The organism is Campylobacter avium LMG 24591 (assembly GCF_002238335.1).
In the GTDB taxonomy this organism is placed as follows: Bacteria; Campylobacterota; Campylobacteria; order Campylobacterales; family Campylobacteraceae; genus Campylobacter_D; species Campylobacter_D avium.
In genome coordinates, this window is sequence record NZ_CP022347.1 from 753,157 (window position 1) to 777,112 (window position 23,956).

Below are 23,956 nucleotides of genomic sequence, written 5' to 3' on the forward strand. Positions count from 1 at the left end.
GCAAATTTCAAAAAAGGGTTTTTATGAATTCAAAAAAGCTTATGTTTTTATTGCTACTTATTTTGCTTATTTTAGCCGGGGTTTTATTTTATTTATTTTCTAACTCAAATCCTAAGTCTATTATTTTTAGCGAGGATAATATAAGCAGAGAAATTAATAATACAGCTAATAAAGAAAAAGATAAAAAACAAGAGAGTAAAAAACAAGAAATCAAAGTAATTTCATCCAAAAAACAAGATGAAAAAAATGAAATAACACAAAAAGCCAAAGAGCCAGCAACACAAACAAAGCCCACAAACAAACAAGCAAATTTGGCAAATAGTGATTTAAGTAAAGAATACAACGAGCTTTTAGCTAAATCAAAAAGAGATACAAGCCTAGGAGAGCCAAGATATAATGTTTATATTTTAGATAGTGCTAAGCTTACTAAGGCACAAAGAAAACTTGTAAATGAGATTACTACTACTTTTTCTATACGAGGCGGGTATTTTGTTTATGAAATTTTTGTGCAAAAAATAAGCAATGAAAACTTAAGACTTTATGTTTTCAACAAGGATTTGCTAAATAATAATAAATGGGAAAAGCTAAATGCAAATGCCCTACCTAATATGCTTTTTAAATTTAACAAAGCTAATGTTTTAAGCATAAAAAATAGCTTTTATATGAAAGATTTAAAGCTTTCTTTGGGTAAAAATGCAAAGATTAAGGCTATGCAAATAAGTGGTTATACTGATGAAAGCGGCTCAAGGGCTTATAATTACGCCTTAGGCTTAAAAAGAAGTGCAGCTGTGGCAAGTGAGTTTTTAAGGCAGGTTGGCAAAATCACTCTTGATTCTTATGGAAAAGATTCTTTACTTAGCACAAATTCCTATGAAAATCGCTGTGCTAGTATAGTTTTTATGTAAAAAAGGTTTTGATTTATGTATGATAAAAGTATAGAGCAAGATTATTATAAAATTTGTGAGCAAAGAGGGTATTTTGAGCTTGATTCAAATAAAAATATCCAAGAAAAAGATAAATATTTTTGCATAATGATGCCACCTCCTAATGTAACAGGAGTTTTACACATAGGACACGCATTAACCTTTACCCTGCAAGATATAATGGTTAGATACAAAAGAATGGATGGTTATAAAACCCTTTATCAGCCCGGACTTGATCATGCCGGAATTGCTACTCAAAATGTAGTGCAAAATTTGCTTTTAAAAGAGGGTTTAAGCAAGGAAAAACTAGGCAGAGAAGCCTTTGTAAAAAGGGTTTGGCAGTGGAAAGAGCAAAGCGGAGGGCAAATTTTAGAACAAATGAGGCTTTTAGGCATTACTCCTGCTTGGTCTAGGCTTAGATTTACTATGGATGAGGGGCTCGTGAATGCAGTAAAAGAAGCCTTTGTCGATCTTTATGAAAAGGGACTTATCTTTAGAGCTGATAAGATGATAAATTGGTGTATTCACGATGGAGCTATCAGCGATATAGAGGTAGAACACAAGGAAAATGAGGGCTTTTTATATCATATAAGGTATTTTTTAAAAGATAGTACTGAGTATGTGGTAGTGGCTACTACAAGACCTGAAACCTTTTTTGGCGATAGTGCTGTTATGGTAAATCCAAATGATGAGAGATACAAGCACTTAGTGGGTAAAACTCTTGTTTTGCCACTAAGCAAAAAAGAAGTAAAGATAATAGCTGATGAGTATGTTGATATGAGTTTTGGAACCGGACTTGTAAAGGTTACTCCAGCTCACGATGTAAATGACTATGAGGTAGGGCTTAGACACGGACTTGACTTTGTAGTAGTCTTTGATGAAAAGGGTGTGTTAAATGAAAATTGCTTGGAATTTAAAGGACTTGATAGGCTAAAAGCAAGAGAGCTTGTCGTTAAAAAACTTGAAGAAGAGGGCTTTATAGAGAAAATAGAAAAACATAATAATCAAGTGGCTTATTGCTACCGCTGTAAAAATGTCGTAGAGCCTTATATATCAAAACAATGGTTTGTTAGCAAAGACATAGCAAAGCAAAGCATAGAGCAGGTTGCTGATTCTAAGATGAAATTTTTTCCCTCTCACTGGATAAATAGCTTTAATGCTTGGATGAGAGAGCTTAAAGACTGGTGTATATCAAGACAGCTTTGGTGGGGACATCAAATTCCTGTGTATTACTGCGAATGCTCACACGAATTTGCCTCAAAGGATGAGCCTAAGCATTGCCCTAAATGCAAGGGTGTAAATTTTAAACAAGATGAGGATGTGCTTGATACTTGGTTTTCTTCGGGACTTTGGGCTATGAGTACTTTAGGCTGGGGAAACAGGGGCTTTAAGGAAGGTGAGCTTTATAATAGCGATGATTTAAAGAATTTTTATCCAAATTCCTTGCTTATAACAGGCTTTGATATACTCTTTTTTTGGGTGGCTAGGATGATGTTTCAAAGCACAAATGCCCTTAAGCAATTGCCATTTAAGGAGGTTTATTTACACGCTTTAGTAAAGGATGAGCTTGGCAGAAAGATGAGTAAATCACTTGGCAACATAATAGATCCAAAGGAGCTTATAAAAGATTATAGTGCTGACATACTTCGCTTTACCCTAGCCTTACTAGCCATTCAGGGTAGGGATATAAGGCTTAGCGAGGATAAATTAGTGCAGGTTAGAAATTTCACAAACAAGCTTTACAATGCCACAAATTATTTGCTTTTAAATGAAAGCTCTTTTAAAAATTTAGATGAGTTAGATGTAAAAAGTAAGCTTGGAAAGTATATTTTATCTCGTTTTAATCTTTGTATAAAAGAACTTAGAGAAAATTTAGACATTTACCGCTTTAATGACGCTGCAACCGTGCTTTACCGCTTTTTTTGGGATGAGTTTTGCGACTTTGGCATAGAGCTTTCTAAGGCTGAAAAATCAAGCGTAGCCGAGCTTGGAGCTATATTTAAAGAGGCTTTAAAAGCTCTATCAGTTTTTATGCCTTTTATAAGCGAGTATTTGTATCACAAGCTTAGTGGCACTTCCTTAGAAAATGATGAAAGCATTATGATAAAGCCTTATCCTAAATTTAGCAAAAGAGATGAGGAGACTGAAAAGCTTTTTGCCTTAATCATAGAAAGCATAGTTTCTATAAGAAGGGCAAAAAGTTTGCTAGAGCTTACAAAGATAAAAAAAGCTTATATAAAGTTAAATGATGAAAGCTTAAAGCACTCCTTGCAAAAATACAAACATTTCATATCCTTACTATCAAAAAGCGAGGATGTGGATTTTGTAGATACTAAGATGAAAGATTGCAGCTCTGATATAAGTGTGAATTTAGAAAGCTTTGTGCCGCTTGAGGGGCTTGATTTAAGTGCTATTTTAAATAGACTAAGCTCTCAAGAAAGCAAATTACAAAAAGAAAAAGAAAAGCTTTCTTCTATGCTTTCTAATGAAAATTTTGTAAAAAATGCCCCAAAAGAGCTAGTTTTACAAAATCAAAAAGCCTTAGAAAGTGTAAATGAAAGGCTTTTAAAAGTGCAAACAGAGCTTAGTAATTTAAGGAGCTTAAGTGATTGAGATAAAAAATTTAAAAAAATACTACGGCTCATCCTTGGTTATAGATGATGTTAGTTTAGAGATAAAAAAGGGCGAAATTTTTGCCATAGTAGGACATAGCGGGGCTGGAAAATCCACTCTTTTAAGGTGTATAAATGCACTTGAGAGCTATCAAGGCGGTAGTTTAAAGGTATTTGATGAAGAAATTTCCACATTATCAAAGAATTCTAAAAGGCTTATAAGCTTAAGAAAAGATATAGGTATGATCTTTCAGCACTTTGCTTTGATGAGTAGGAAAAATGTCTTTGAAAATGTGGCTATGCCTTTAAAAACTCATTATAGCACTTGTAAATTTGCAGCCAAGCTTTTAAATAAAGAATATATGAGCAAAGAGGATATGAAAGCTAGAGTAAATGAGCTTTTAAAGCTTGTTGGACTTTTAGAAAAAGCGACTTCGTATCCAAGTGAGTTAAGCGGTGGGCAAAAACAAAGAGTTGCCATAGCTAGAGCCTTAGCACTAAAGCCTAAAATTTTACTTAGTGATGAGGCTACTTCAGCACTTGATCCAAACACTACAAAAAATATCTTAGAGCTTATTTCCAAGATAAATAAAGAGCTTGGAATAACCGTAGTTTTAGTAACTCACGAAATGGAAGTTGTAAAAGAAATAGCTCAAAAAGCCATTTTGCTAGAACAGGGCAAGATTATAGGAAGTGGCGAAATTTCAGAGCTTTTCTTAAAGCCAAATAAAAAAATGAGAGACTTTCTAGGAGAAAGTGATTTTTTACCTAGTGAGGGTGTAAATATAAAGCTTTATTTTCCAAAGGAAGTTGCACAAAAAAGCTTAATCACATCTATGGCAAGGGAGCTTAATCTTGATTTTAACATAGTTTGGGGCAGGATAGAAAAGCTAAATGAAATAGCACTTGGAAATTTAGTAATAAATGTAAAAAAAGAAAACAAAGACGCCATACTTGAATATATACAAAAAAGCGGCGTTTTGTGGGAGTTAGCAGATGAATTTTGAACAAATAATTTCAAATTTTACAACAATTCTTTACCCAGCCTTACTAGAAACCTTATATATGAGTTTTGTTTCCACCATACTTGGTTTTTTAATCGCCATAATTCCGGGCGTTTTGCTTACTGTGTGGGATAAAGGCGGACTGTGCGAAAACAAAGTGGCTTATAATGTGCTTGATTTTTTCGTAAATATAGTTCGCTCTTTTCCATTTATCATCCTAATCATAGCTTTGATGCCACTTACCAAGCTAATAATTGGCACCAGCATAGGAACAACGGCTACTATCGTGCCGCTTACCTTGGGTATCGCTCCATTTTTAGCCAAGATGATAGAAAGCTCTTTAAAAGAGGTTGATAAAAGCATTATAGAAGCTGCCAAATCTTACGGTTCTAGCAATGTTCAAGTGATATTCAAGGTTATGTTTGTTGAGTCTTTGCCATCTTTGATAAACGGCCTAACCCTTACTTTAATAGTAGTTATAGGTTTTTCTGCTATGGCTGGAACCATAGGCGGAGGCGGGCTTGGCGATGTTGCTATTCGTTATGGTTATGAGAGATTTAATGAAGAAATCATGATACAAACAATCATTCTTTTACTTGTTTTGGTTCAAATCATACAGCTGCTTGGCAATTTTCTTTACAAAAAAACTAAGAGATAAGGCATGAATGAAAGCTCTTATAAGCTTTCATTGGCCTCGGTTTTGCTTTGATTAAGTTCTAAGCTTAAATTTTCGTCTAAACTTTCGTTTTCATCAAGGCTTAAATTTCCATCTATTAGGCTTTTATTATTATCTTTTATTTCTTTATAGAATGTTGGAATGTTATCTAGTATGTATTTTTTAAATAAAGATTTCTTAGGTTCTATCACAGCACTTCCGCCACCATTTGTTGCGTGATACACGGTAACTCCGTATTTACTAGCATAAAATTTAATTAATAAGCCCTGTAAAATAGGCTCGCTAGATGGTTCAAACCAAGCGTTGTTTGATAGGGCTATGATTATCTTTGAGTGTTTGTAAAGCTCCTCTTTTGTGGCCTCATAACATAGGGCATTTGTGATTATCTGTCCGTTTAGCTCGTATTGATTTAAAGGCTCTCCTCTTGAAAAATCACTAAAGCCCTGCAAAAGATACTGCCTGAAAAAATCCTTAAAAAACGGCATTTCCTCACCAAAAGGCACCAAATAATGCTTGTGCATAGTAAAGACCTCGTTATTACTAAAAATATAGGTGCTATTGTAAAATTTCTTATCTTCCTCGCTTTGCGCGCCCACTATTATGGTGATTTGCTTAGATAATTCTTTAAGAAATTCGTAGTAAAAACCACCAAAATAAGTCTTTAAGTCAAAATTAAAAGCCGCTTCGGGTAGGATTATGAGCTCTTTGCCTTGCGTTATAGCCTTAAAAACCTCATTTATAATATCATCAGAATACTCCCCGGCTTTTTGCGCTAGCAGTTTTTGGTCTTGAGAAATATTGGTATTTACTAATTTATAATCTAAATTTAGTTTATGAACTTGCTTATCTTCATACTGAGTTCCCAAAAAGAACAAAAAAAGTATAATGGCTATTTTATAATACCTTGATATGTATTTTTCGTAGTAAAAATAGGCTATTAAAAATATACAAATAATGCCCTTATAACTCGCATCAAAGCTTCCATACACGGTTAAAATTCCCCAATTAAGCCAATCAAAGCCAAGCGGATGTAAAAAACTAAGGGCAAAAACTGCACTAAGCCTTAAAAAATCAAATTTAAGCATATATATTAGCCTAAATAAAATAGCGTAAAAAAGCCCAATTCCTAGTATTTCAAATGGAATTATCCAGGCTAGATTAAAATAAATAGATGAAAAAGAAATCCAATAAAAAAGTAAAATTCCTAGAAAAAATCCTGTGTAAAAATACCCCTTGCCGTCGCTTCGTAGCAACAAGACAAAGCCCCATATAGATAAAAATGGAGATAGAATTTGCAGGGCTAAGTTAGGGTAAAAGGATATAAATATTGAATTTAAAATCAAAAAAGCTATAAAAAAGGCTTTTATTATTTTAAAACTGCTAGAATTATAATTTAATTTTTTCACAAAAGGAAAAAAATATGGAACAAGGTTCACTTTTAAGTTCATTACTTCCCCTAGTAGTGCTTTTTGCAATATTTTATTTCTTGGTTATAAGACCACAGCAAAAACAAGCAAAGGCACATAGACAAATGCTTGAGTCCCTACAAAAAGGCGATAAGATAATCACAAGTGGAGGGTTAATTTGCGAGGTCGTAAAACCTGAGGAGGATTTTATCAAAGTTAAGCTTAATGATGAGAATGTTATAGTAAAAGTTTCTAGAGATTTTATAGCAAAGAAGATTAATGAGTAGTTCAAGGCTAAGCTACCGTTTGCTTGTATTTATAGTAGTTTTAGCCCTTAGCGTGATATTTTCAATACCTTCTTTATTTCAAACTGATAGTGGAAAAAAGATAAATTTAGGGCTTGATTTGCAAGGTGGGCTTTATATGCTCTTAGGAGTTGATAATGATGAGGCTATAAAGTCCAAGATAAAATCCATAGCTTCAGCACTTAATTATGAGATTACAAAGCAAAATCTTTTGGTTGATGATCTTAAAATCAATGGCGAATTTATAGAATTTTCTGTCTATGATGAAAATGATAAGCAGAAGATAGACCTTGTTTTAAAAGACATACAAGGACTTGCGGTTGATTTTTCAAATTTACACTACAAAATAGGCTTAAATGAAGCTGAAATAAAATCCACCAAGGACTACGCTCTTTTACAGGCAGTACAAACTATAAGAAACAGATTAGATGGCTTTGGACTTGCAGAGCCAACGGTTGCAAAGCAGGGCGAGGATAAAATTTTAGTTGAGTTAGCAGGCATTAAGACAAGAGAAGATGAGCTAAGGGCTAGAGAAAGGATAACGACTTCAGCACATCTTCAGCTTATGGAAGTAGATGATAGCAAATTATCACAGGCTGCTTTTATGAGTGAGGCAGAGGCTGCTAGCTACGGACTTGTCATACTAAGTGATGCAAAGAATGAAAATATCAAATATCCTTTAAAAAATATACCCGTGCTAGATGGTTCTATGCTAACTGACGCAACTGTGGCCTTTTCACAGCAAGGTGGCTCTCCTGTTATAAATTTTACCTTAAATTCACAGGGTGCTAGAATTTTTGCTGATTACACAGGTGCAAATGTGGGCAAAAGACTTGCCATAGTGCTTGATAATAAGGTCTATTCAGCTCCTTCCATAAATGAAAGAATAGGCGGTGGAAGCGGACAAATAAGTGGCTCTTTTACCCAAGAAGAGGCAAGAGATGTGGCTGTGGCCTTAAGAAGCGGAGCCTTGCTTGCTCCTGTTGTCTTGCTTGAGCAAAGAAGTATAGGTCCCTCACTTGGTGCTGATAGTATAAAACTTAGTATGATAGCCCTAATAGGTGCTTCTATCTTTATAGTTGTATTTATGGTGCTGTATTATGGTATAGCTGGAATTTTTGCTAATATTGCTCTTATTGTAAATATCTTAGCAATTGTTGCTGTTATGGCTATGTTTGGAGCTACTTTGACCCTGCCGGGAATGGCCGGGCTTGTTTTAACTGTGGGTATGGCTGTGGATGCAAATGTTATTATAAATGAACGTATAAGAGAGCTTTTAAGAGAGGGTGTAAAGATAAGGCAAAGCATAGAAAATGGCTATAAAAACGCTATGAGTGCCATTATAGATTCAAATATCACTTCTTTAGTTACCTCAGTAGCTCTTTATGCTTATGGCACGGGACCTGTAAAGGGCTTTGCTGTAACCTTGGGCATAGGTATAGTTGCCTCTATGATAACAGCTATTTGGGGAACTCACGGGCTGTTTGAGTTTTTTATGAAAAATATAGAAAAAAGCAATAACACAGTGCTTTGGTTTGGATATAGGAGAAAATAATGCAGTTTTTTAGTCAAAAGAAAATTTATGATTTTATGAAGATGCGTTTTGCTGCTATTTCTCTTTCAGCCTTTTTAGTACTTGCTTCTATATATTTGCTTTTTGATAGAGGGCTTCAGTATGGTATAGACTTTGCAGGAGGCACACTTATACAGTTAAGATACGAGGAAAAAGCACCTATAGCACAAATTAGAGAACTTTTAGAGGCAAAAGGCGAGTTTCAAAACCTTTCAGTTACTGAATTTGGCAGTGAAAACGAGGTAAATATACGTTTTTTAGGAAGCAATGAAAATGTAAATCTTGACATAGCCCAGCAAATTTCAGCTCTTTTAAAGGATACCGGAAGCTTTGAGGTAAGAAAGGCTGATGTGGTGGGACCTAAGGTTGGAGATGAGCTCAGACAAAAGGGACTTATGGCTATTATAGTTTCTTTAGTGGCCATACTTATATATATAGCCTTAAGATTTGAGTGGCGTTTTGCTATGGCTGCCATTATAACTGAAATTCACGATGTTATCATAACGCTTGGAGCTATTTCTTTATTTAGAATAGATGTAAATTTAGACATCTTAGCTGCGGTTTTAACCGTGCTTGGATATTCACTAAATGATACCATTATCATCTTTGATAGGATAAGAGAGGGCATAAAAACAAACAAAAAAACAGACTTTGCTTCTATTATAAACGAATCTGTTTCGGCCACCTTATCAAGAACCGTGCTTACCTCAGGACTTACCTTAGTAACTGTTATCATACTTTATCTTTTTGGAGGCTCTACTATAGAGGGCTTTGCCTTAGCTTTAATAGTTGGTATGGTTGCTGGAACGCTTTCATCTATCTTTGTAGCAAGTCCGGCCTTGCTTTGGTTTAAATTTTCAGTGTCTGCTTATAGAGAAAAAGAGGCTAAAAAAGCAAAGCTAAAAGCAGAAAAAGAAAAGCAAAGGGCTATGTATGAAAAGGGGAGTATTTAATGTCTTATAATGCAAGAGAGATAGAAAAAAAATGGCAAAAACTTTGGCAAGAGCAGGATTATTTTGAGCCAAAAGATGATTATAGCTTAGAGAAAAAATACATACTTTCTATGTTTCCTTACCCAAGCGGTAGAATTCATATGGGGCATGTTAGAAACTATAGCATAAGCGATGCACTAGCTAGGTATTACAGAAAAAAGGGCTTTAATGTCTTACATCCCATAGGCTTTGATAGCTTTGGAATGCCTGCTGAAAATGCTGCTATAAAACATAAAATTCATCCTAAAAAATGGACCTATGAAAATATAGACTATATGAAAAAAGAGCTTTTTTCCTTGGGCTTTTCTTTTTCAAGAAATAGAATTTTAGCCACCTCAGACCCTCTTTATACTAAATTTGAGCAAGAATTTTTTATAAAGATGTATGAAAAAGGGCTTATATATACAAAAGAAGCCACTGTTAATTGGTGTGAAAATGATAAGACCGTTTTAGCAAACGAACAAGTTGAGGATGGAAAATGCTGGAGATGTGGTAGCGAGGTAGTGCAAAAGCAAATGCCCGGCTACTATGTAAAGATAACTTCTTATGCCAAAGAGCTTTTAGAGGGTTTAAAACTCTTGGAAAATAAGTGGCCAAATCAGGTTTTAACTATGCAAGAAAATTGGATAGGACAAAGTTATGGGCTTGAATTTTCTTTTAAACTTGCTGATGAAAGCTTTGATACAAAGAGTTTTGAGGTTTTTACCACAAGGGCTGATACTATATATGGTGTTTCTTACATCGCCCTTGCACCTGAGCATAGCATAGTAAAAGAGCTTATAAGTAAAAAGCTTTTAGATGAAAGCACTATAGATTCTATAAAAGAAATTCAAAATCAAAGCCCAAGACAAAGACAAGCAGATGAGAAAAAGGGCTATTTTTTAAATACTTACGCAATCCATCCTCTTACGAATGAAAAAATTCCTGTTTGGGTGGCAAATTTTGTTTTGATTGATTATGGAAGCGGAGCTGTTATGGCTGTGCCAGCACACGATGAAAGGGATTTTGACTTTGCTAAAAAATATAACTTGCCTATAAAACAAGTTATCATTTCTAAAGATACTAAGCAAGAGGACGCTCCATACACAGAAAAATCAGGCTTTTTGATAAATAGTGCCGAATTTAACGAGCTTGAGTGCAATGAGGCTAGGGAAAAAATCATAGCTAAATTTGAAGACTTAAAACTTGGCAAGAGGGTGATAAATTATAAAATAAGAGATTGGGGAGTTTCTAGGCAAAGATATTGGGGAGCTGCCATACCTATGATAAGATGTGAAAAATGCGGCATAGTGCCTTGCGAGCTTTCATCCTTGCCTATAACCTTGCCAGATGATGTAGAAATAACAGGCGAGGGCAATCCCTTAGAAAAACATCCAACTTGGAAATTTTGTACCTGTCCTAAATGCAAGGGCGAGGCGGTAAGGGAATGCGATACCTTGGATACCTTTTTTCAAAGCTCTTGGTATTATGCTAGGTTTGCAAGCGATGAAAAAACTTGGAACACAAGAGCCTTTGATGAAAAATCTGTAAATTATTGGCTGAATGTGGATCAGTATGTAGGCGGCATAGAACACGCCATACTTCATTTGCTTTATGCAAGATTTTTTCAAAAAGTCCTAAGAGATATGGGCTATTTAAAGGATGATGAGCCCTTTGCTAGACTTTTAACCCAGGGTATGGTTATAAAAGATGGCTTTAAGATGAGTAAGTCAAAGGGAAATGTAGTAGATCCAGATGATATTATAAATAAATACGGAGCTGATACTGCTAGGCTTTTTATACTTTTCTTAGCACCTCCTGTAAAAGAGCTTGTGTGGAATGATAATGCTATCGAGGGAGCTTATAAATTCATAAACAAGCTTTATGAAAGGGCTTTGAAAATAGATAAAAATGCCTCCTTAGATATAAGGCAAGATGAGCTTTCTAAGGACGAAAAATACGCTAGATTAAAGGTATATGAAGCACTTAAAAAATCAAGTGAGGTTTATGAAAAAAGCTTTGCTTTTAATACCTTAATCGCAGCTTGTATGGAAAGCTTAAACGCCTTAAGTGCGGTAGATAATGATAAGTTAAACAAAGAAGCCTTTTATATTATCTTAAATATACTTGAGCCTATAATCCCTCATATTTGCTTTGAATTAAGCGATATGCTTTTTGAACTTGAAAATTTTAAAACTCTTCCAGAGCTAAGGCCTGAAATTTTCTTGCAAGATAGCATTAAACTAGCTGTTAGTGTAAATGGCAAAAAAAGAGCAGAGATAGAAGTTTTGAGCTCTGCTTTAAAGGATGAAATTTTACAAGAGGCAAAAAAGGCTGTTTTTAAGTGGCTTAAGGATAAGGAGCTTGTAAAAGAAATTTACATAGAAAAAAAGCTTGTGAATTTGGTTGTTAGATGAGATATATTTTTGTATTTTTAGCCTTGTTTTTCTGTGCTTGTGGCTATGTGCCAACAAGCAAGATGGCTAATAATATCTTTCATGATGATGTGTATTTAGAGGTTGAAATTGCAGATAAAGACCCTAAGAATTCTATCTTTGTGGTTGATGCTATAAGGGATATAATTATCAATAAATTTGGCAAAAACCTAGTTCAAAAGAATGAGGCTAAAGATTTTATCTATGTTAAAATGGGAAATTTAGATTTTCAGCCTATTATTTATGATGAAAATGGTTATGTGGTCGGGTATAGGGCTAAATTATTCTTAGAGATAAAACTTGTCTTGCAAAATGGTTTGCAAGAATTCATCACTACAAGCGGTGATTATGATTTTGACATCTTGCCAAATAGTATTATAAGTGACAACGCTAGATATGAGGCGATAAGAGCTGCTTCTGATGAGGCTTTTGATGAATTTGTATCTGTTATAGCCATTAAAGGACAAAGGCATGCTAAAGATAAATGATATAGCTAAAGAAACCCTGCTCTTACTTAAAGAAAGGGGCTTAAAAGCTACTCCTGAGAATTATTCTGAAGTTTTTGAGGAATTATCCTTAAAAGCTGGCTTGAGCACAGGCTTGAAAGAAAAGATACAAAAATATCAAAATTTATTAATCCCTTACTATCAAGATAAGCTTAAAAGCCGTTCTATAAGAAATATAGAAGAATTTATAAGCTTTTTAATATCTAATTTAAATCAAAAAAACAGCACAAAGGCTGACGAATTTTTCGAGCTTTTGCACAACATTATGCAAAATTTATTAGCAAGCAAGGATAAAAAAGTCAAAGAATTAGCAAGTTTTACCCTGGCAAATATATCAAAGACTATGGAGATAAAGCATATTTTCTTGCTTAGTAAAAAATGGATAGAATTTGCGCAAAACTACAACGATGCTGATTTAGATGAAAGACTCAAGAGTTTTGGTATAAGAAATGATGAATTTGTTTCAACCATAAAAAAACTCCTAAAAGAGCTTGAACAAAGGTCTTACGAAAGGTTTGCAAGGTTCATAGCTCTTTGTTTGCCGCCATCTTTGGCAAAGAGTGATAAGATAGAAAATTTCAGCACTAAAATCAAAGAAAAGCCGTATTTATTATCAAAAAAAGATGAAAATGATGAATTTGAACTAGAGCTGTTTAATATAGTAAATACCAGAATAAATGTAGATAATATATACACCCAACAACATCTTTCCTTTTTTAATCAAAATTTGCAAAGCCTAAATAAAATTTTAGATGACATAGACTTGATAAACAAAAGCAATAAAGACTTTGTAAAAAGCTTAAAACAAGATGACAAGGGCAATGTAAGCATAAGTTTTGATGAGTTAAAGAGTAAATTTTTGGATTTAAACGACAGGCTTTTAGAAACCGTTTCATCCAAGGTAAAAAATATGAGCGATGAAAAGCAAAGAGAGGCTTGGACTTTGAAAAGCCGAATTTTAAGGCTAGATGAGCTTTTTTTGAAAGAAAAGATTAATTACGCCTTGTGTGTTTTTTCTGTGAGTAATTATAAATACATAATGCAAAAATACGGCGTAGGAAATTTAAATGAAATTTTGGTTCGCTTTAAAAAGATTTTAAAAGATAATTGCAAGGATGAGGATGAGCTTTGGATTTTAGATGAAAAATCCTACCTTGTTGTGCTAAGCAACACAAGTTACGAGGATGTTATCTCCTTTATGCAAACATGCAGCACGGCTATTGAAAATTTCAAATTTATCTACAAACAAGATGTGGTAAAACCTTTCACAGTAAGCTTTTTTATGGACAAAGCTTCCTTTCCTCATATAAATTTACTTGATGAAATTTTAAAAAAATTGAGAGAAGATGCTTGAATTTAAGCGTTTTTTAGATACTAAATCCCAGCTTTATACAGGCATTGATAGGTTTCGTGCCTTTAAGCTCTTTGAAAAATACAAGCAAAATTTAGACTTTAGCCAAAAACAAACCGTTTTTCACATAGTTGGCACAAACGGCAAGGGTAGCACGGGTAGATTTATAACCCAGCTTTTAGAAGGCTTAAATTTCAAGGTAGGGCATTTTACAAGCCCTCATATCTTTTCTTTTAATGAAAGATTTTTTTTAAATGGCGATGTAGCAAGTGATGAGCTTTTAGAAAACGCTCATAAAGAACTTAAAGAGCTTATGAAAGAGGACTTAGAAAGGCTTTCTTATTTTGAGTATTCAAATTTTTTAGCTCCTTTTATCTTTAAAGATTGTGATTTTATAGTGCTTGAGGCCGGACTTGGAGGCGAATATGACAGCACCTCACTTTTTAAAAGAGATATTAGTGTTTTTACTAGCATATCTTACGACCATATTGAAATTTTAGGAGATAATTTAGAAGACATCGCAAGAACAAAGCTTAAAACAATGGCCAAAAAAGCAGTGATTTATGAAAAGCAAGATGAAAATGTTTTGGCACTAGCTAAAAAAATAGCTTGTTTAAAGGCAAGCGAGTTAATATTTTCATCCTTAGATACTGATGTAAAAAAATATGTAAAATTTTATGTAAAAGAATACGGTTTACCCGCTTTTTTAGAAAAAAACCTAAGTTTAGCCTTAGAGGCTCTATCTTTTTATTTTTCTAAAGACGAGCTTATAAAAGCTATGAAAGAGTTAAAAGCCTTAAAACTTAGGGCAAGATGTGAAAAGATAGCTAAAAATATCTATATAGATGTGGGGCACAATGAAGGTGCGGCAAGGGCTATGTGCGACTTTTTCAAAGGAAAAAAGCTAAATTTAGTTTGCAATTTCTTTTTGGATAAAAATATTTTTTCTATATTAAGCATTTTAAAACCTATAAGTGCTAAAATTATGCTTTACGATTACGAAAGCGAGAGAAAACTAGCTTCAGATGAAGTTTTTAAGATAGCTAAAGAGCTTGATATAGCTTGTGAAAAATTTACAGGCATAAAAGATGATGAACTTTATCTTGTTTTTGGTTCTTTTCTTTTGGTTGAGAAATTCTTGAAAGGCGATTTTTGATAAAACATAAAAGACTTTTAAATAAATTTACTATAACCATCACGGATATCAACGGTTCTAGGCATTTTTATCTAAGTCAGATAGTCAAAAAAATTGCTCTTTATGTAGCCTCCTTTATTATACTTGTTTTAGTAGTTTCTGTGCTTTACATAAGGTATTTGGATAATAAAGTGGATGAGCTTAGCAAAAAAGAACAAGAACTCGTGCAAAGAAGCAAGGATTTAATAATAGCAAATGAGGAAATGCAAAAAAGCGTAGCGCAAAAAGCAGAGGAATACGCCTCGATTAATGAGCAATTAGCCGCCTTTGAGGAGCAGCTAGGACTTAATGTGGATAATAAATTAAGTCTAACTCAAAGAATGGAGAATTTAAACCTAACCAACGAACAGCAAGTTGGGGTTTTAATGCAAATTCCAAATGGCTGGCCTATTAAAAACATAGGAATTTCTGGAAATTACGGCTGGAGACAGCACCCGGTTTTAGATAGAAGGGAATTTCACGCTGGCATAGACTTAAGAGCAGCTGAGGGCACTCCTGTTTATGCGCCTGCGAATGCAGTTGTGGAGTTTTCGGGCTGGAACAATAACGGCTATGGATATACTGTTATTTTGCTGCATAACTACGGCTTTAAGACTGTTTATGCACATTTAGAAAGAAGGCAAGTGGTTCAGGCAGGTCAGTTTGTAAAAAAGGGGCAGCACATAGCGTATTCTGGAAATACAGGTATGTCAACAGGACCGCATTTGCACTATGAGGTTCGTTTCATAAACAAAACCTTAGAGCCTTTGTATTTCATGAATTTAAGCAGGGTAAATATGGATAAATTTTTTAAACAAGAAAGGAGAATTCCGTGGCAATCTTTAATAAATCTAATGTCGACTCAGGCATCTCAGAAACAACGGTAATTTCATCAGGTGCTAGGATAGAAGGTCAGTTTTATTTTAACTCCATACTTCACTTAGATGGTGAGATTAACGGTGTGGTGCAATCTCAATCTGTAGTTATCATAGGGAAAACAGGCGTTTTAAAAGGACAGCTAAGTGCTGATAAGGTGGTTGTAAATGGCGTGTTTGAAGGCGAGCTAAATGCTGATAGTTTAGAGGTTTTAGCTGGTGGACTTGTAAATGGAAATATAAGCATAAATCAAATAGCCATAGAAAACGGCGGTAAATTTATAGGAAATTCAAGCTTTAGAGACGGAGTAGGTAGCATTAATTTAATAGAAAATAACAATAACTAAATTTATATGCAAGCTAGGCTTTTTGAATTCTTACAAGAAAAATCAGCCTCTTTGTTACTTTGCGAAGATAGCAAGGAGGCGGATTTACTTGCTGATGTGTGTGAATTTCTTGGCTTTAAATCTTTTATTTTGCCTGATTTTCGTGCCGAGCAAGGCGATGATTTAAGAGCCTTTTTAAAAGAACTTTTTTCTATATCTGAAATTTTATATAGCTATCATAATTATGAGGATAAAAAAATTCTCATATCCCCAATCAAGACAGTTTTGCATAAACTTCCAGGCAAAAAACACCTAAAACCTCTCACCTTAAACAAAAAAGATAAATTTGATTTGCAAAGCTTTAAACAAGAGCTTTTGCTAATGGGCTATGACTTTGTCGATATTGTTCAAGATAAGGCAGAGCTTAGCATTAGAAATGATATTATAGATATTTTTAGTGTAAATGAGCAAAATCCTATTAGAATTTTATTTTTTGAAGATGAGATAGAAAGTATCAGGTATTTTGATATAAACACTCAAAAATCTCTTCAAACAGAGCTTGACCGCATTAATATTTGTCCGTTTTTAGCTCATTTTTCTCAAGATGAGTATGAGAGTGTGCAAGATAGATTAAAAGAAAAAGATACTGATGTTTTGCTTAATGACTTTGTCTCGCTTGGTTTGTGGTGTATAGATGATTTGTGCGATTATTTAGAGCTTGATTATTACGCTATCAAGGATTTGCAAGAATTTGATGTAAAAGATAAGATTATAGGCGAGGCAAAGCATTTTAAGTCCTTAGAGCTAAGTTCTTTTACTAGAGACTTCTTTTTGCTTAATAAGGACAAAAATATCACCGTGTTAGCGCGAAATGAAAGTCTTGTTGATGAGCTAAATTTAAAAGAATTTAGCAATATCAAGTATGTTAATAGCAATCTTGTGCTTAATATAGGCTCGGCCAAAGAACTCATCGTATCTTTAAACAAAAAATACAAGGCTAAGAAAGCAAAAAAAGCAAGTATCATCATAGACGAGCTTAGTATCGGGGATTTTGTAGTGCATGAGGATTACGGTATTGGCAAGTTTTTGGGACTTGAGATGATTGAAATTTCAGGCGTTAAGAAAGATTTTGTAAGCATTGCTTATCAAGGAGATGATAAGTTATTATTGCCTGTTGAAAATTTGCACCTAATAGACAAATACATAGCTTCAAGCTCTAGCATTCCTATACTTGATAAGCTTGGAAAAGGTACTTTTGTAAAGCTTAAAGAAAGGCTTAAGGCAAAGCTTTTTGCCATAGCTTCAAGTATAGTTGAAATGGCTGCAAAACGGGCTTTAATCCGTGCAAAAGATGTAAGAAGTGACGAAAAAGAAGAGCTTGCCTTCATAAAAAGTGCGAATTTTACCTACACTAGCGATCAGCTCAAGGTCTGCGAAGATATTAGAGCTGATTTTAAAAGCTCAAAGGTTATGGATAGGCTTTTAAGCGGAGATGTGGGCTTTGGCAAGACTGAAGTTGCTATGAATGCTATTTTTACGGTTGTTAAAAGCGGCTACTGTGCTTTATTTTTCGTGCCAACTACGCTTTTATCTCAACAGCACTATAAAAATTTAAAAAAACGTTTGCAAGCCTTTGATATAGAGGTTTTAAAACTTGATAGATTTACTAGTGCAAAGGAGAAAAAATACATCGCAGAAAAGCTAGCCAAAAACGATGCCTTTGTGCTCGTAGGAACGCACGCACTTTTAAATGTGAAATGCGATAATTTAGCCCTTGTTGTCATAGATGAGGAGCATAAATTTGGTGTAAAACAAAAGGAAAAACTAAAAGAATTTTCACAAAATGCACACATATTGTCTATGTCGGCTACTCCTATACCAAGGAGTTTAAATCAAGCTCTAAGCTCTATCAAATCATACAGCACCTTGCAAACTCCACCAAATGATAGGCTGGATGTAAGAACCTTTGTTAAAGAAAAAAACGAAAGCTTGATAAAAGAGGCTATATTAAGAGAGCTAAGAAGAGCAGGGCAAATTTTTTACATACATAATCACATAGCAAGCATACAGTCTTGCAAAAAGGATTTGTTAGAGCTTTTTCCAAATTTAAGAATTTTGATACTTCACTCAAAGATAGATGCCAAGAGTACGGAAGAGGAAATGCTTAAATTTGAGGATAAGCAGTATGATTTGCTACTTTGTACAAGCATAGTTGAAAGCGGCATAGACCTACCTAATGTAAACACCATAATCGTAGAACAAGCAAATAGATTTGGCATAGCTGATTTGCACCAACTAAGGGGCAGAGTAGGGCGAAGCGACAGGCAGGGGTATTGTTATTTTTTAATAGACGATAAAAAAAGTTTAAAAGAGGATGCTTTAAAACGATTGGCCTCCTTAGAGAGTAATTCGTTCTTAGGGGCTGGTTCTATACTAGCTTATCATGATTTAGAAATAAGAGGTGGCGGGAATTTGCTTGGAGTTGATCAAAGTGGCCATATAGAGCAAATCGGATATTCCCTTTACATCAAAATGCTAGAAGATGAGATAAATGCACTTAGCAAGGGAAAGGATGTTGAGCTTAGCAAGGTGGATTTAAAATTAAATATCAATGCTTTTTTAAATGAGGACTTAATAAGCGAGGATAGGCTTCGCCTCGAGCTTTACAGGAGGCTTAGCAAGTGTGAGTTAGTAAGTGATGTGTATGAGATAGCAGGAGAAATCGAGGATAGGTTTGGCAAACTAGATAAATTTACAAAAAATTTCTTAGATTTAATCATAATTAAAATTCTAGCAAAAGATAGGTATTTGCTAATTAGCAGCTATGATGATAACATACAATTTGTGGATATGAATTCGCAAAAAATTGTACTCAAGGCTAAAAGCAAGGACGATGGGGATGTTTTAGCTTTTATCTTGGAAAAACTAAGGAATGAAAGAGGTTTAAATGGACTGGCAAAGGTATGAGGCTGCTATTTTTAGAGCTAGAAAAGAGAGTTTAAAGCCTGTAGAGGAGATAGATGAGATTTATTTTAAGGATCTTTTAGGGCTTGATAGACAAAAAGAAGCCCTTTATCAAAATACCTTAAATTTCATAGAGGGCAAAGAAGCCCATCATAGCTTGCTTTGGGGTGCTAAAGGTTGTGGCAAATCAAGTCTTGTTAGAGCTGTTTTTTGCGAATTAAAACATAAGAATTTAAGGCTTGTAGAGCTTTGCAAAGATGATTTAAGCTTTTTAGTAGATATAATAGATGAGCTAAGAAAAGAAAGCTATAAATTTATAATATTTTGCGATGATTTATCCTTTGAAGAAAATGATAATACCTATAAATTCCTAAAACCACTACTGGATGGAAGCATAGAAAAAATCCCTTCCAATATCTTATTTTACGCTTCCTCAAACAGAAGACATTTGCTAAAAGAAAAGCAAAGTGATAATGATGATGTAAGTTTTAGCAATGAAGATTTACATTTAGGCGATAGCATAGATGAAAAGCTTTCTTTAAGTGATAGATTTGGGCTTTGGATAAGTTTTTATCAAGGAAATTTTGATGAATATTTAAATGTAGTTGATTTTTATTTCAAGGATTTTAAGGGAGATAAAAAGGAACTTCACGCAAAGGCAAAGGAATTTTCTATGCTTAGGGCCTCGCGTTCTGGTCGCACAGCAAAGCAGTTTTTTATAGCCTTTAAGGATATATTAAAATGAATGGCTATGAAATTTTCAAGGCTCTTTTAGGCTTGAAGCTTGAGTATGAGAATTTTGACTGGCTTGAAAATCGTTCTTTGAGTGAATTTGAGATATTAATCTCTATTATCCTTACTCAAAACACTAATTGGAATAATGTTTTAAAAGCCCTAAACAACTTAAAAGAAGCTAGGATAAGCAGCCTAGAGCTTTTAGATAGTTTGGACAAAGAAAAACTTGCTATTTTGATAAAGCCAAGCGGCTTTTATAACACTAAAGCAAAGCGTATAAAAGAGCTTGTAAGTGCGATTTTAAGTGAATTTAAGGATTTGCAAACTTTCAAAGCCTCTGTAGATAGGACTTGGCTTTTAAATATAAAAGGACTTGGTTTTGAAAGTGCTGATAGTATACTAAATTATCTTTGTAAAAAAGAAATTTTAGTAGTTGATGCTTATACAAATAGACTTGCAAAAGCCTTAAACTATGAATTTGAAAGCTATGATGAGTGTAGAGAGTTTTTTGAAAGTGGGATAGAAATCAAACAAGATATTTTGTGTGAAATTCTAGGCAAAAAATGTGAGCTTTATGAGCTTTATCAAATTTTTCATGCTTTAATCTTATCTTTTGTGAAAAAATACTCTAAGGCCAAGAGTATAAACGACGAGGGAAAAGCTATACTTCGTGGTGCGGTTGGCGAGACTTGAACTCGCACGCATGAAGATGCACTACCCCCTCAAGATAGCGTGTCTACCAATTCCACCACAACCGCGTAAAAATTTAGCCCTTGTAAAAAAGGGCTTGTAAGTTCTTAGAAAGGTCCAAAAGGATTTGCGTAAAGAACGATAAGAGAGATAACCAAAGCGTAGATAACTTGAGCTTCTATCATAGCTAAGGCGATAAACATAGTAGTCATAAGCTTTCCGCCAAGACCAGGATTTCTAGCTGTTCCAGCTATAGTAGCAGCAGCTGTGTTACCCATACCAATGGCACCACCAAGAGCAGCAACACCAAGTCCAAGACCAGCAGCTAAAACTGAGAAAGCTTTTATCCAGCCATTCATCACATCAGCATCTGCACCTGTATTTGCAAAAGCAACAGCAGCTAAAGCAAATGTTAAAAACAAAACTTTTTTCATAATGTGTCCTTTCTTAAATTGACTTCAAAATAGTTCGGCTTGCGTATCCCTACTTAAATTTCAAAGCACAATTTTAAAATAAAAGCTACATTCTAACCTTTTTAAACTTTATTTTTTTTTAATTTGAAAGGATTAAGATAAATTAAATTTATATTTTGCTTTAATTTTTCAATCAAGAATTTTAAAGGATTGTTTTTTGAATGCTAAATTTTCTAAGATAGGCTTCATACTAGCAGTGGCTGGATCTGCTGTGGGACTTGGTAATGCGTGGAAATTTCCTACTATGGTGGGGCAAAATGGTGGTATAGGCTTTATACTGTTATATCTTCTCTTAACTCTTATAGTAGGACTTGTTATCTTTTTAGCTGAGCTTAGCATAGGAAAGCTAAGCGAAAAAGATCCGGTAAATGCTTATAAAACTCTAGCACCAAGTTATAAAAATCTCTGGGGCTTTGCTGGTTTTTCTATGATAGGAGCTATCTTAATCGTTTCCTTTTATAGTCTGGTTATAGGCTGGATAGTAAAATACACCTTGATTTCTTTTTCAAGTTTGCCAGATGATATAAAACAAAGCGGCGAACTTTTTCAAAATTTTATGAGCGAGGATTTTACATCGCAGTTTTTTTGCTTTCTCTTTGTTTTTATACTTATGTTTTACATAGTTTCAAAGGGCATTAAAAACGGCATAGAAAGGCTAAATGTCTGGCTAATGCCCATACTTTTCATCTTGCTTTTATTTATGCTACTTTATTCTATGTCTTTTTCTGGCTTTGAAAAGGCTTATCATTTTTTAATCTTTCCTGAGTTAAGCACCATAAAAGAGCTTGGCTTTTTTGAAGCTGTATTTGGTAAGATAAATGAAAATTCAGTGCTTTCTGCACTTGGACTAGCCTTTTTTTCCTTATCCTTAGGAGTTGGCACGATAATAACATATTCAGCCTCCTTACCAGATAAAACAAATTTCATACAGGCAAGCTTGGTGATAATTTTCATAAACATCCTCATAGGCATTATGATGGGCTTTGTGGTATTTACCTATGTTTTTGAATTTGGAGGCGAGGTTTCTCAAGGACCAGGACTTATCTTTGTTTCTTTAACCACGCTTTTTTCTAATCTTGGTAGCTTTGGTAATGTCCTAGCCGTATGCTTTTTTATCTCGCTTTTCTTTGCAGGTATCACATCAGCCGTGTCTATGATAGAGCCTTTTGCACTTTATCTTATAAACACTTATAATTTTACTAGAAAAAAGGCACTTGCTTATATAGCTATAGTTGTTTTTGTGCTTGGAGTGCTATGTATCTTATCCTTTATGAGTTTTACAAATGGCTCTTTAATCTTTTTTGGGACTAAAAGCGTTTTTGATATACTTGATTATCTCTCATCAAATATCATAATGCCAATAGGTGGCTTTTGTGCGGCTATCTTTGTAGGCTTTATTATGAAAAAAGAGGGGCTTAAAATTTTATTTTCTCCATATATGAATGACTTTTTCTTTTCTCTTTGGTATTTCTTTTTAAGATACATATCCCCACTTGCTATAATCATAGTTGTGATAAATCAAATTTATCCTCAGCTTTTTGCTTATATATTTGCTTATTTAAAAGCTTTATTTATTTTTAGCTGAGATTTAAGTTGAATACCTTTAGCAAGATAGGTTTTGTTTTATCAGTAGCTGGTGGAGCCATAGGGCTTGGAAACGCTTGGAAATTTCCAACCCTAGTTGGCGAAAATGGTGGCTTTTTCTTTGTTTTGCTTTATCTTTTCTTTGCTATTTTTGTAGGTTTAGCTCTCTTTTTAGCTGAACTTGCTATGGGTAGGTTAAGTGGAAGTGATTTAGCAAATGCTTATGAGAGTTTAGCTGTAAAAAATGGCAAAAAATGGCGTTTTGCCGGTCTTTCTATGCTTACAGGTATCTTTGTTTTATCCTTTTACCTTGTGGTTATGGCTTGGGCTTTAAGATATATGTGGGTCTCACTTTTTTATCTTCCAAGCAGCTTATATGAGGCTAAAATAGATTTTCAAAATCTTATAAGCACAGAGCTTTACTCATCTTTTTTGTTTTTTATCATATCTTTTTTACTTACTATCTTTATAGTTTCAAAGGGCATAATAAAGGGCATTGAAAGGCTAAATTTAATCCTAATGCCAACACTTTTTATAATGCTTTTATTTTTGCTATTTTATTGCTTTAGCTTTGAAAAAGGTTTTTCACAGGCATTTTCTTATCTTTTTTATCCAAAGTTAGAAAATCTAAGCTTTAGCTCAGCCTTAAATGCTTTGGGTCTAGCACTTTTTACCCTATGTCTTGGCATAGGTTGCATAGTAACTTACTCAGCTTCCTTAAACTCAAAGACAAATTTCATAACTAGCTCACTTGTGGTAGTTTTTTTAAATGTCTTAATATCTCTTTTAATGGGACTTATAGTTTTTACCTTCATCTTTGAATTTGATGTCAAAGTAGATGAGCAAGGCTCTTCACTTGTCTTTATATCCTTAATGAGCTTGTTTTATAATCTAGGCTATCTTGGAAATTTCTTAGCCTTTTACTTCTTTTTAGCTCTTTTTTTAGCAGGTATTAGCTCTGCTGTGTCTATGATAGAACCACTTACCTTTTATCTTATCAATGAGTATAAGTTTTCTAGAAAAAAAGCCTTATTTTTCTTGTCTTTTTTGGTTTTTGCCTTATCTTGTGCTTGTATTTTGTCTATAAATAAAGATTTTTCAAGCTTTTTTAGCTTTTTTTCTTATGATTTTTTTACTATCTTAGATAAATTTAGCTCAAATATCTTGCTTCCTTTGGGAAGTTTGCTAGTCGCTATCTTTGTTGGTTTTTTTGTTGATGTGAAAAAAATTTATAAACTTTTTTCTAAATTTATGTCTAAAAAAGTATTTAAAATTTGGCTGTTTTGCCTTAGATTTGTGGCTGTTTTTGCAATTTTGATAACTATGATTTATCAAATTTTTGTCTAATTTTTGCTACATCTTTAAGAATTTCA

18 protein-coding genes, 1 tRNA gene and 2 pseudogenes are annotated in these 23,956 nt (G+C 33.9%); 18 read left to right on the plus strand and 3 right to left on the minus strand.

Annotated elements, in window-relative coordinates:
* Positions 1-23 precede the first annotated feature (23 nt).
* From CAV_RS03875 to CAV_RS03890, 4 genes and pseudogenes are all read left to right on the plus strand, one after another.
* Positions 24-905 (plus strand): OmpA family protein, encoded by an 882-nt coding sequence (locus CAV_RS03875; RefSeq protein WP_094325196.1) that lies wholly within the window; start codon positions 24-26, stop codon positions 903-905.
* 15 nt (positions 906-920) lie between these two features.
* Positions 921-3,536 carry a valine--tRNA ligase gene (locus CAV_RS03880; protein ID WP_094325197.1) on the plus strand — a complete coding sequence of 872 codons (2,616 nt, stop codon included), beginning with the start codon at positions 921-923 and terminating at the stop codon, positions 3,534-3,536.
* The gene (locus CAV_RS03885; protein ID WP_094325198.1) at positions 3,529-4,542 is read left to right on the plus strand and encodes a methionine ABC transporter ATP-binding protein; all 1,014 of its coding nucleotides are present in this window, start codon (positions 3,529-3,531) and stop codon (positions 4,540-4,542) included. Before CAV_RS03880 ends, CAV_RS03885 begins: the two co-directional genes overlap by 8 nt.
* Before the next feature lie 13 nt (positions 4,543-4,555).
* Positions 4,556-5,191 (plus strand): annotated as a pseudogene (locus tag CAV_RS03890) (methionine ABC transporter permease); the annotation flags it as partial.
* A 179-nt stretch (positions 5,192-5,370) separates the two neighbouring features.
* Here the strand turns inward: CAV_RS03890 and CAV_RS03895 are convergent.
* Positions 5,371-6,663 (minus strand): annotated as a pseudogene (locus CAV_RS03895) (apolipoprotein N-acyltransferase); the annotation flags it as partial.
* Between CAV_RS03895 and yajC the strand changes: the two are divergent.
* The 12 genes from yajC to CAV_RS03955 are packed head-to-tail and all read left to right on the plus strand — an operon-like array spanning position 6,636 to position 20,529.
* Positions 6,636-6,908, plus strand: coding sequence for a preprotein translocase subunit YajC (gene yajC, locus CAV_RS03900; protein ID WP_094325201.1), 273 nt, complete (start codon positions 6,636-6,638; stop codon positions 6,906-6,908). The pseudogene CAV_RS03895 and the gene yajC sit on opposite strands and share 28 nt — an antisense overlap.
* Entirely contained in the window at positions 6,901-8,481 is a 1,581-nt protein-coding gene (gene secD, locus CAV_RS03905) for a protein translocase subunit SecD (RefSeq protein WP_094325202.1), read from the plus strand. The genes yajC and secD overlap by 8 nt, the downstream gene beginning before the upstream one ends.
* Entirely contained in the window at positions 8,481-9,452 is a 972-nt protein-coding gene (gene secF / locus CAV_RS03910) for a protein translocase subunit SecF (protein WP_094325203.1), read from the plus strand. The genes secD and secF overlap by 1 nt, the downstream gene beginning before the upstream one ends.
* Entirely contained in the window at positions 9,452-11,887 is a 2,436-nt protein-coding gene (leuS, locus tag CAV_RS03915) for a leucine--tRNA ligase (protein WP_094325204.1), read from the plus strand. Before secF ends, leuS begins: the two co-directional genes overlap by 1 nt.
* On the plus strand, positions 11,884-12,393 hold the full coding sequence (gene lptE / locus CAV_RS03920) for an LPS assembly lipoprotein LptE (protein ID WP_094325205.1): 510 nt from the start codon (positions 11,884-11,886) through the stop codon (positions 12,391-12,393). Before leuS ends, lptE begins: the two co-directional genes overlap by 4 nt.
* Positions 12,377-13,765 (plus strand): diguanylate cyclase domain-containing protein, encoded by a 1,389-nt coding sequence (locus tag CAV_RS03925; protein ID WP_094325206.1) that lies wholly within the window; start codon positions 12,377-12,379, stop codon positions 13,763-13,765. The genes lptE and CAV_RS03925 overlap by 17 nt, the downstream gene beginning before the upstream one ends.
* A complete protein-coding gene (locus CAV_RS03930) occupies positions 13,758-14,918 on the plus strand; it encodes a Mur ligase family protein (RefSeq protein ID WP_094325207.1) in 1,161 nt (386 codons plus the stop codon). Before CAV_RS03925 ends, CAV_RS03930 begins: the two co-directional genes overlap by 8 nt.
* A complete protein-coding gene (locus tag CAV_RS03935; RefSeq protein WP_094325541.1) occupies positions 14,918-15,823 on the plus strand; it encodes a M23 family metallopeptidase in 906 nt (301 codons plus the stop codon). Before CAV_RS03930 ends, CAV_RS03935 begins: the two co-directional genes overlap by 1 nt.
* Positions 15,769-16,158: a bactofilin family protein gene (locus tag CAV_RS03940; protein ID WP_094325208.1), complete on the plus strand. Its 390-nt coding sequence runs from the start codon at positions 15,769-15,771 to the stop codon at positions 16,156-16,158. Before CAV_RS03935 ends, CAV_RS03940 begins: the two co-directional genes overlap by 55 nt.
* Before the next feature lie 6 nt (positions 16,159-16,164).
* Positions 16,165-19,104, plus strand: a complete 2,940-nt coding sequence (mfd, locus tag CAV_RS03945; protein ID WP_094325209.1) for a transcription-repair coupling factor — start codon at positions 16,165-16,167, stop codon at positions 19,102-19,104.
* Positions 19,085-19,846 (plus strand): ATP-binding protein, encoded by a 762-nt coding sequence (locus CAV_RS03950; RefSeq protein WP_094325210.1) that lies wholly within the window; start codon positions 19,085-19,087, stop codon positions 19,844-19,846. The genes mfd and CAV_RS03950 overlap by 20 nt, the downstream gene beginning before the upstream one ends.
* Positions 19,843-20,529, plus strand: coding sequence for a 3-methyladenine DNA glycosylase (locus CAV_RS03955; protein WP_094325211.1), 687 nt, complete (start codon positions 19,843-19,845; stop codon positions 20,527-20,529). Before CAV_RS03950 ends, CAV_RS03955 begins: the two co-directional genes overlap by 4 nt.
* Here CAV_RS03955 and CAV_RS03960 read toward each other — a convergent pair.
* Together CAV_RS03960 and CAV_RS03965 are read right to left on the minus strand one after the other, a co-directional pair.
* Positions 20,508-20,594 (minus strand) — tRNA-Leu (locus CAV_RS03960). The genes CAV_RS03955 and CAV_RS03960 overlap by 22 nt on opposite strands.
* Positions 20,595-20,633: 39 nt before the next feature.
* Positions 20,634-20,960: a F0F1 ATP synthase subunit C gene (locus tag CAV_RS03965; protein WP_094325212.1), complete on the minus strand. Its 327-nt coding sequence runs from the start codon at positions 20,958-20,960 to the stop codon at positions 20,634-20,636.
* A gap of 196 nt (positions 20,961-21,156) precedes the next feature.
* Here CAV_RS03965 and CAV_RS03970 point away from each other — a divergent pair, with 196 nt between their 5' ends.
* Both CAV_RS03970 and CAV_RS03975 read left to right on the plus strand, forming a co-directional pair.
* A complete protein-coding gene (locus CAV_RS03970) occupies positions 21,157-22,584 on the plus strand; it encodes a sodium-dependent transporter (protein WP_094325213.1) in 1,428 nt (475 codons plus the stop codon).
* Positions 22,585-22,592: 8 nt separating this feature from the next.
* Positions 22,593-23,930, plus strand: coding sequence for a sodium-dependent transporter (locus tag CAV_RS03975; RefSeq protein WP_094325214.1), 1,338 nt, complete (start codon positions 22,593-22,595; stop codon positions 23,928-23,930).
* Positions 23,931-23,956 lie beyond the last annotated feature (26 nt).

Excerpts from the sequence above, each read along its gene's own strand:
- CAV_RS03875 (WP_094325196.1), top strand. The coding sequence starts at position 24 with ATGAATTCAAAAAAGCTTATGTTTTTATTGCTACTTATTTTGCTTATT.
- CAV_RS03880 (WP_094325197.1), top strand. The coding sequence starts at position 921 with ATGTATGATAAAAGTATAGAGCAAGATTATTATAAAATTTGTGAGCAA.
- yajC (WP_094325201.1), top strand. The coding sequence starts at position 6,636 with ATGGAACAAGGTTCACTTTTAAGTTCATTACTTCCCCTAGTAGTGCTT.
- secD (WP_094325202.1), top strand. The coding sequence starts at position 6,901 with ATGAGTAGTTCAAGGCTAAGCTACCGTTTGCTTGTATTTATAGTAGTT.
- secF (WP_094325203.1), top strand. The coding sequence starts at position 8,481 with ATGCAGTTTTTTAGTCAAAAGAAAATTTATGATTTTATGAAGATGCGT.
- leuS (WP_094325204.1), top strand. The coding sequence starts at position 9,452 with ATGTCTTATAATGCAAGAGAGATAGAAAAAAAATGGCAAAAACTTTGG.
- lptE (WP_094325205.1), top strand. The coding sequence starts at position 11,884 with ATGAGATATATTTTTGTATTTTTAGCCTTGTTTTTCTGTGCTTGTGGC.
- CAV_RS03925 (WP_094325206.1), top strand. The coding sequence starts at position 12,377 with ATGCTAAAGATAAATGATATAGCTAAAGAAACCCTGCTCTTACTTAAA.
- CAV_RS03930 (WP_094325207.1), top strand. The coding sequence starts at position 13,758 with ATGCTTGAATTTAAGCGTTTTTTAGATACTAAATCCCAGCTTTATACA.
- mfd (WP_094325209.1), top strand. The coding sequence starts at position 16,165 with ATGCAAGCTAGGCTTTTTGAATTCTTACAAGAAAAATCAGCCTCTTTG.
- CAV_RS03950 (WP_094325210.1), top strand. The coding sequence starts at position 19,085 with ATGGACTGGCAAAGGTATGAGGCTGCTATTTTTAGAGCTAGAAAAGAG.
- CAV_RS03955 (WP_094325211.1), top strand. The coding sequence starts at position 19,843 with ATGAATGGCTATGAAATTTTCAAGGCTCTTTTAGGCTTGAAGCTTGAG.
- CAV_RS03965 (WP_094325212.1), bottom strand. The coding sequence starts at position 20,960 with ATGAAAAAAGTTTTGTTTTTAACATTTGCTTTAGCTGCTGTTGCTTTT.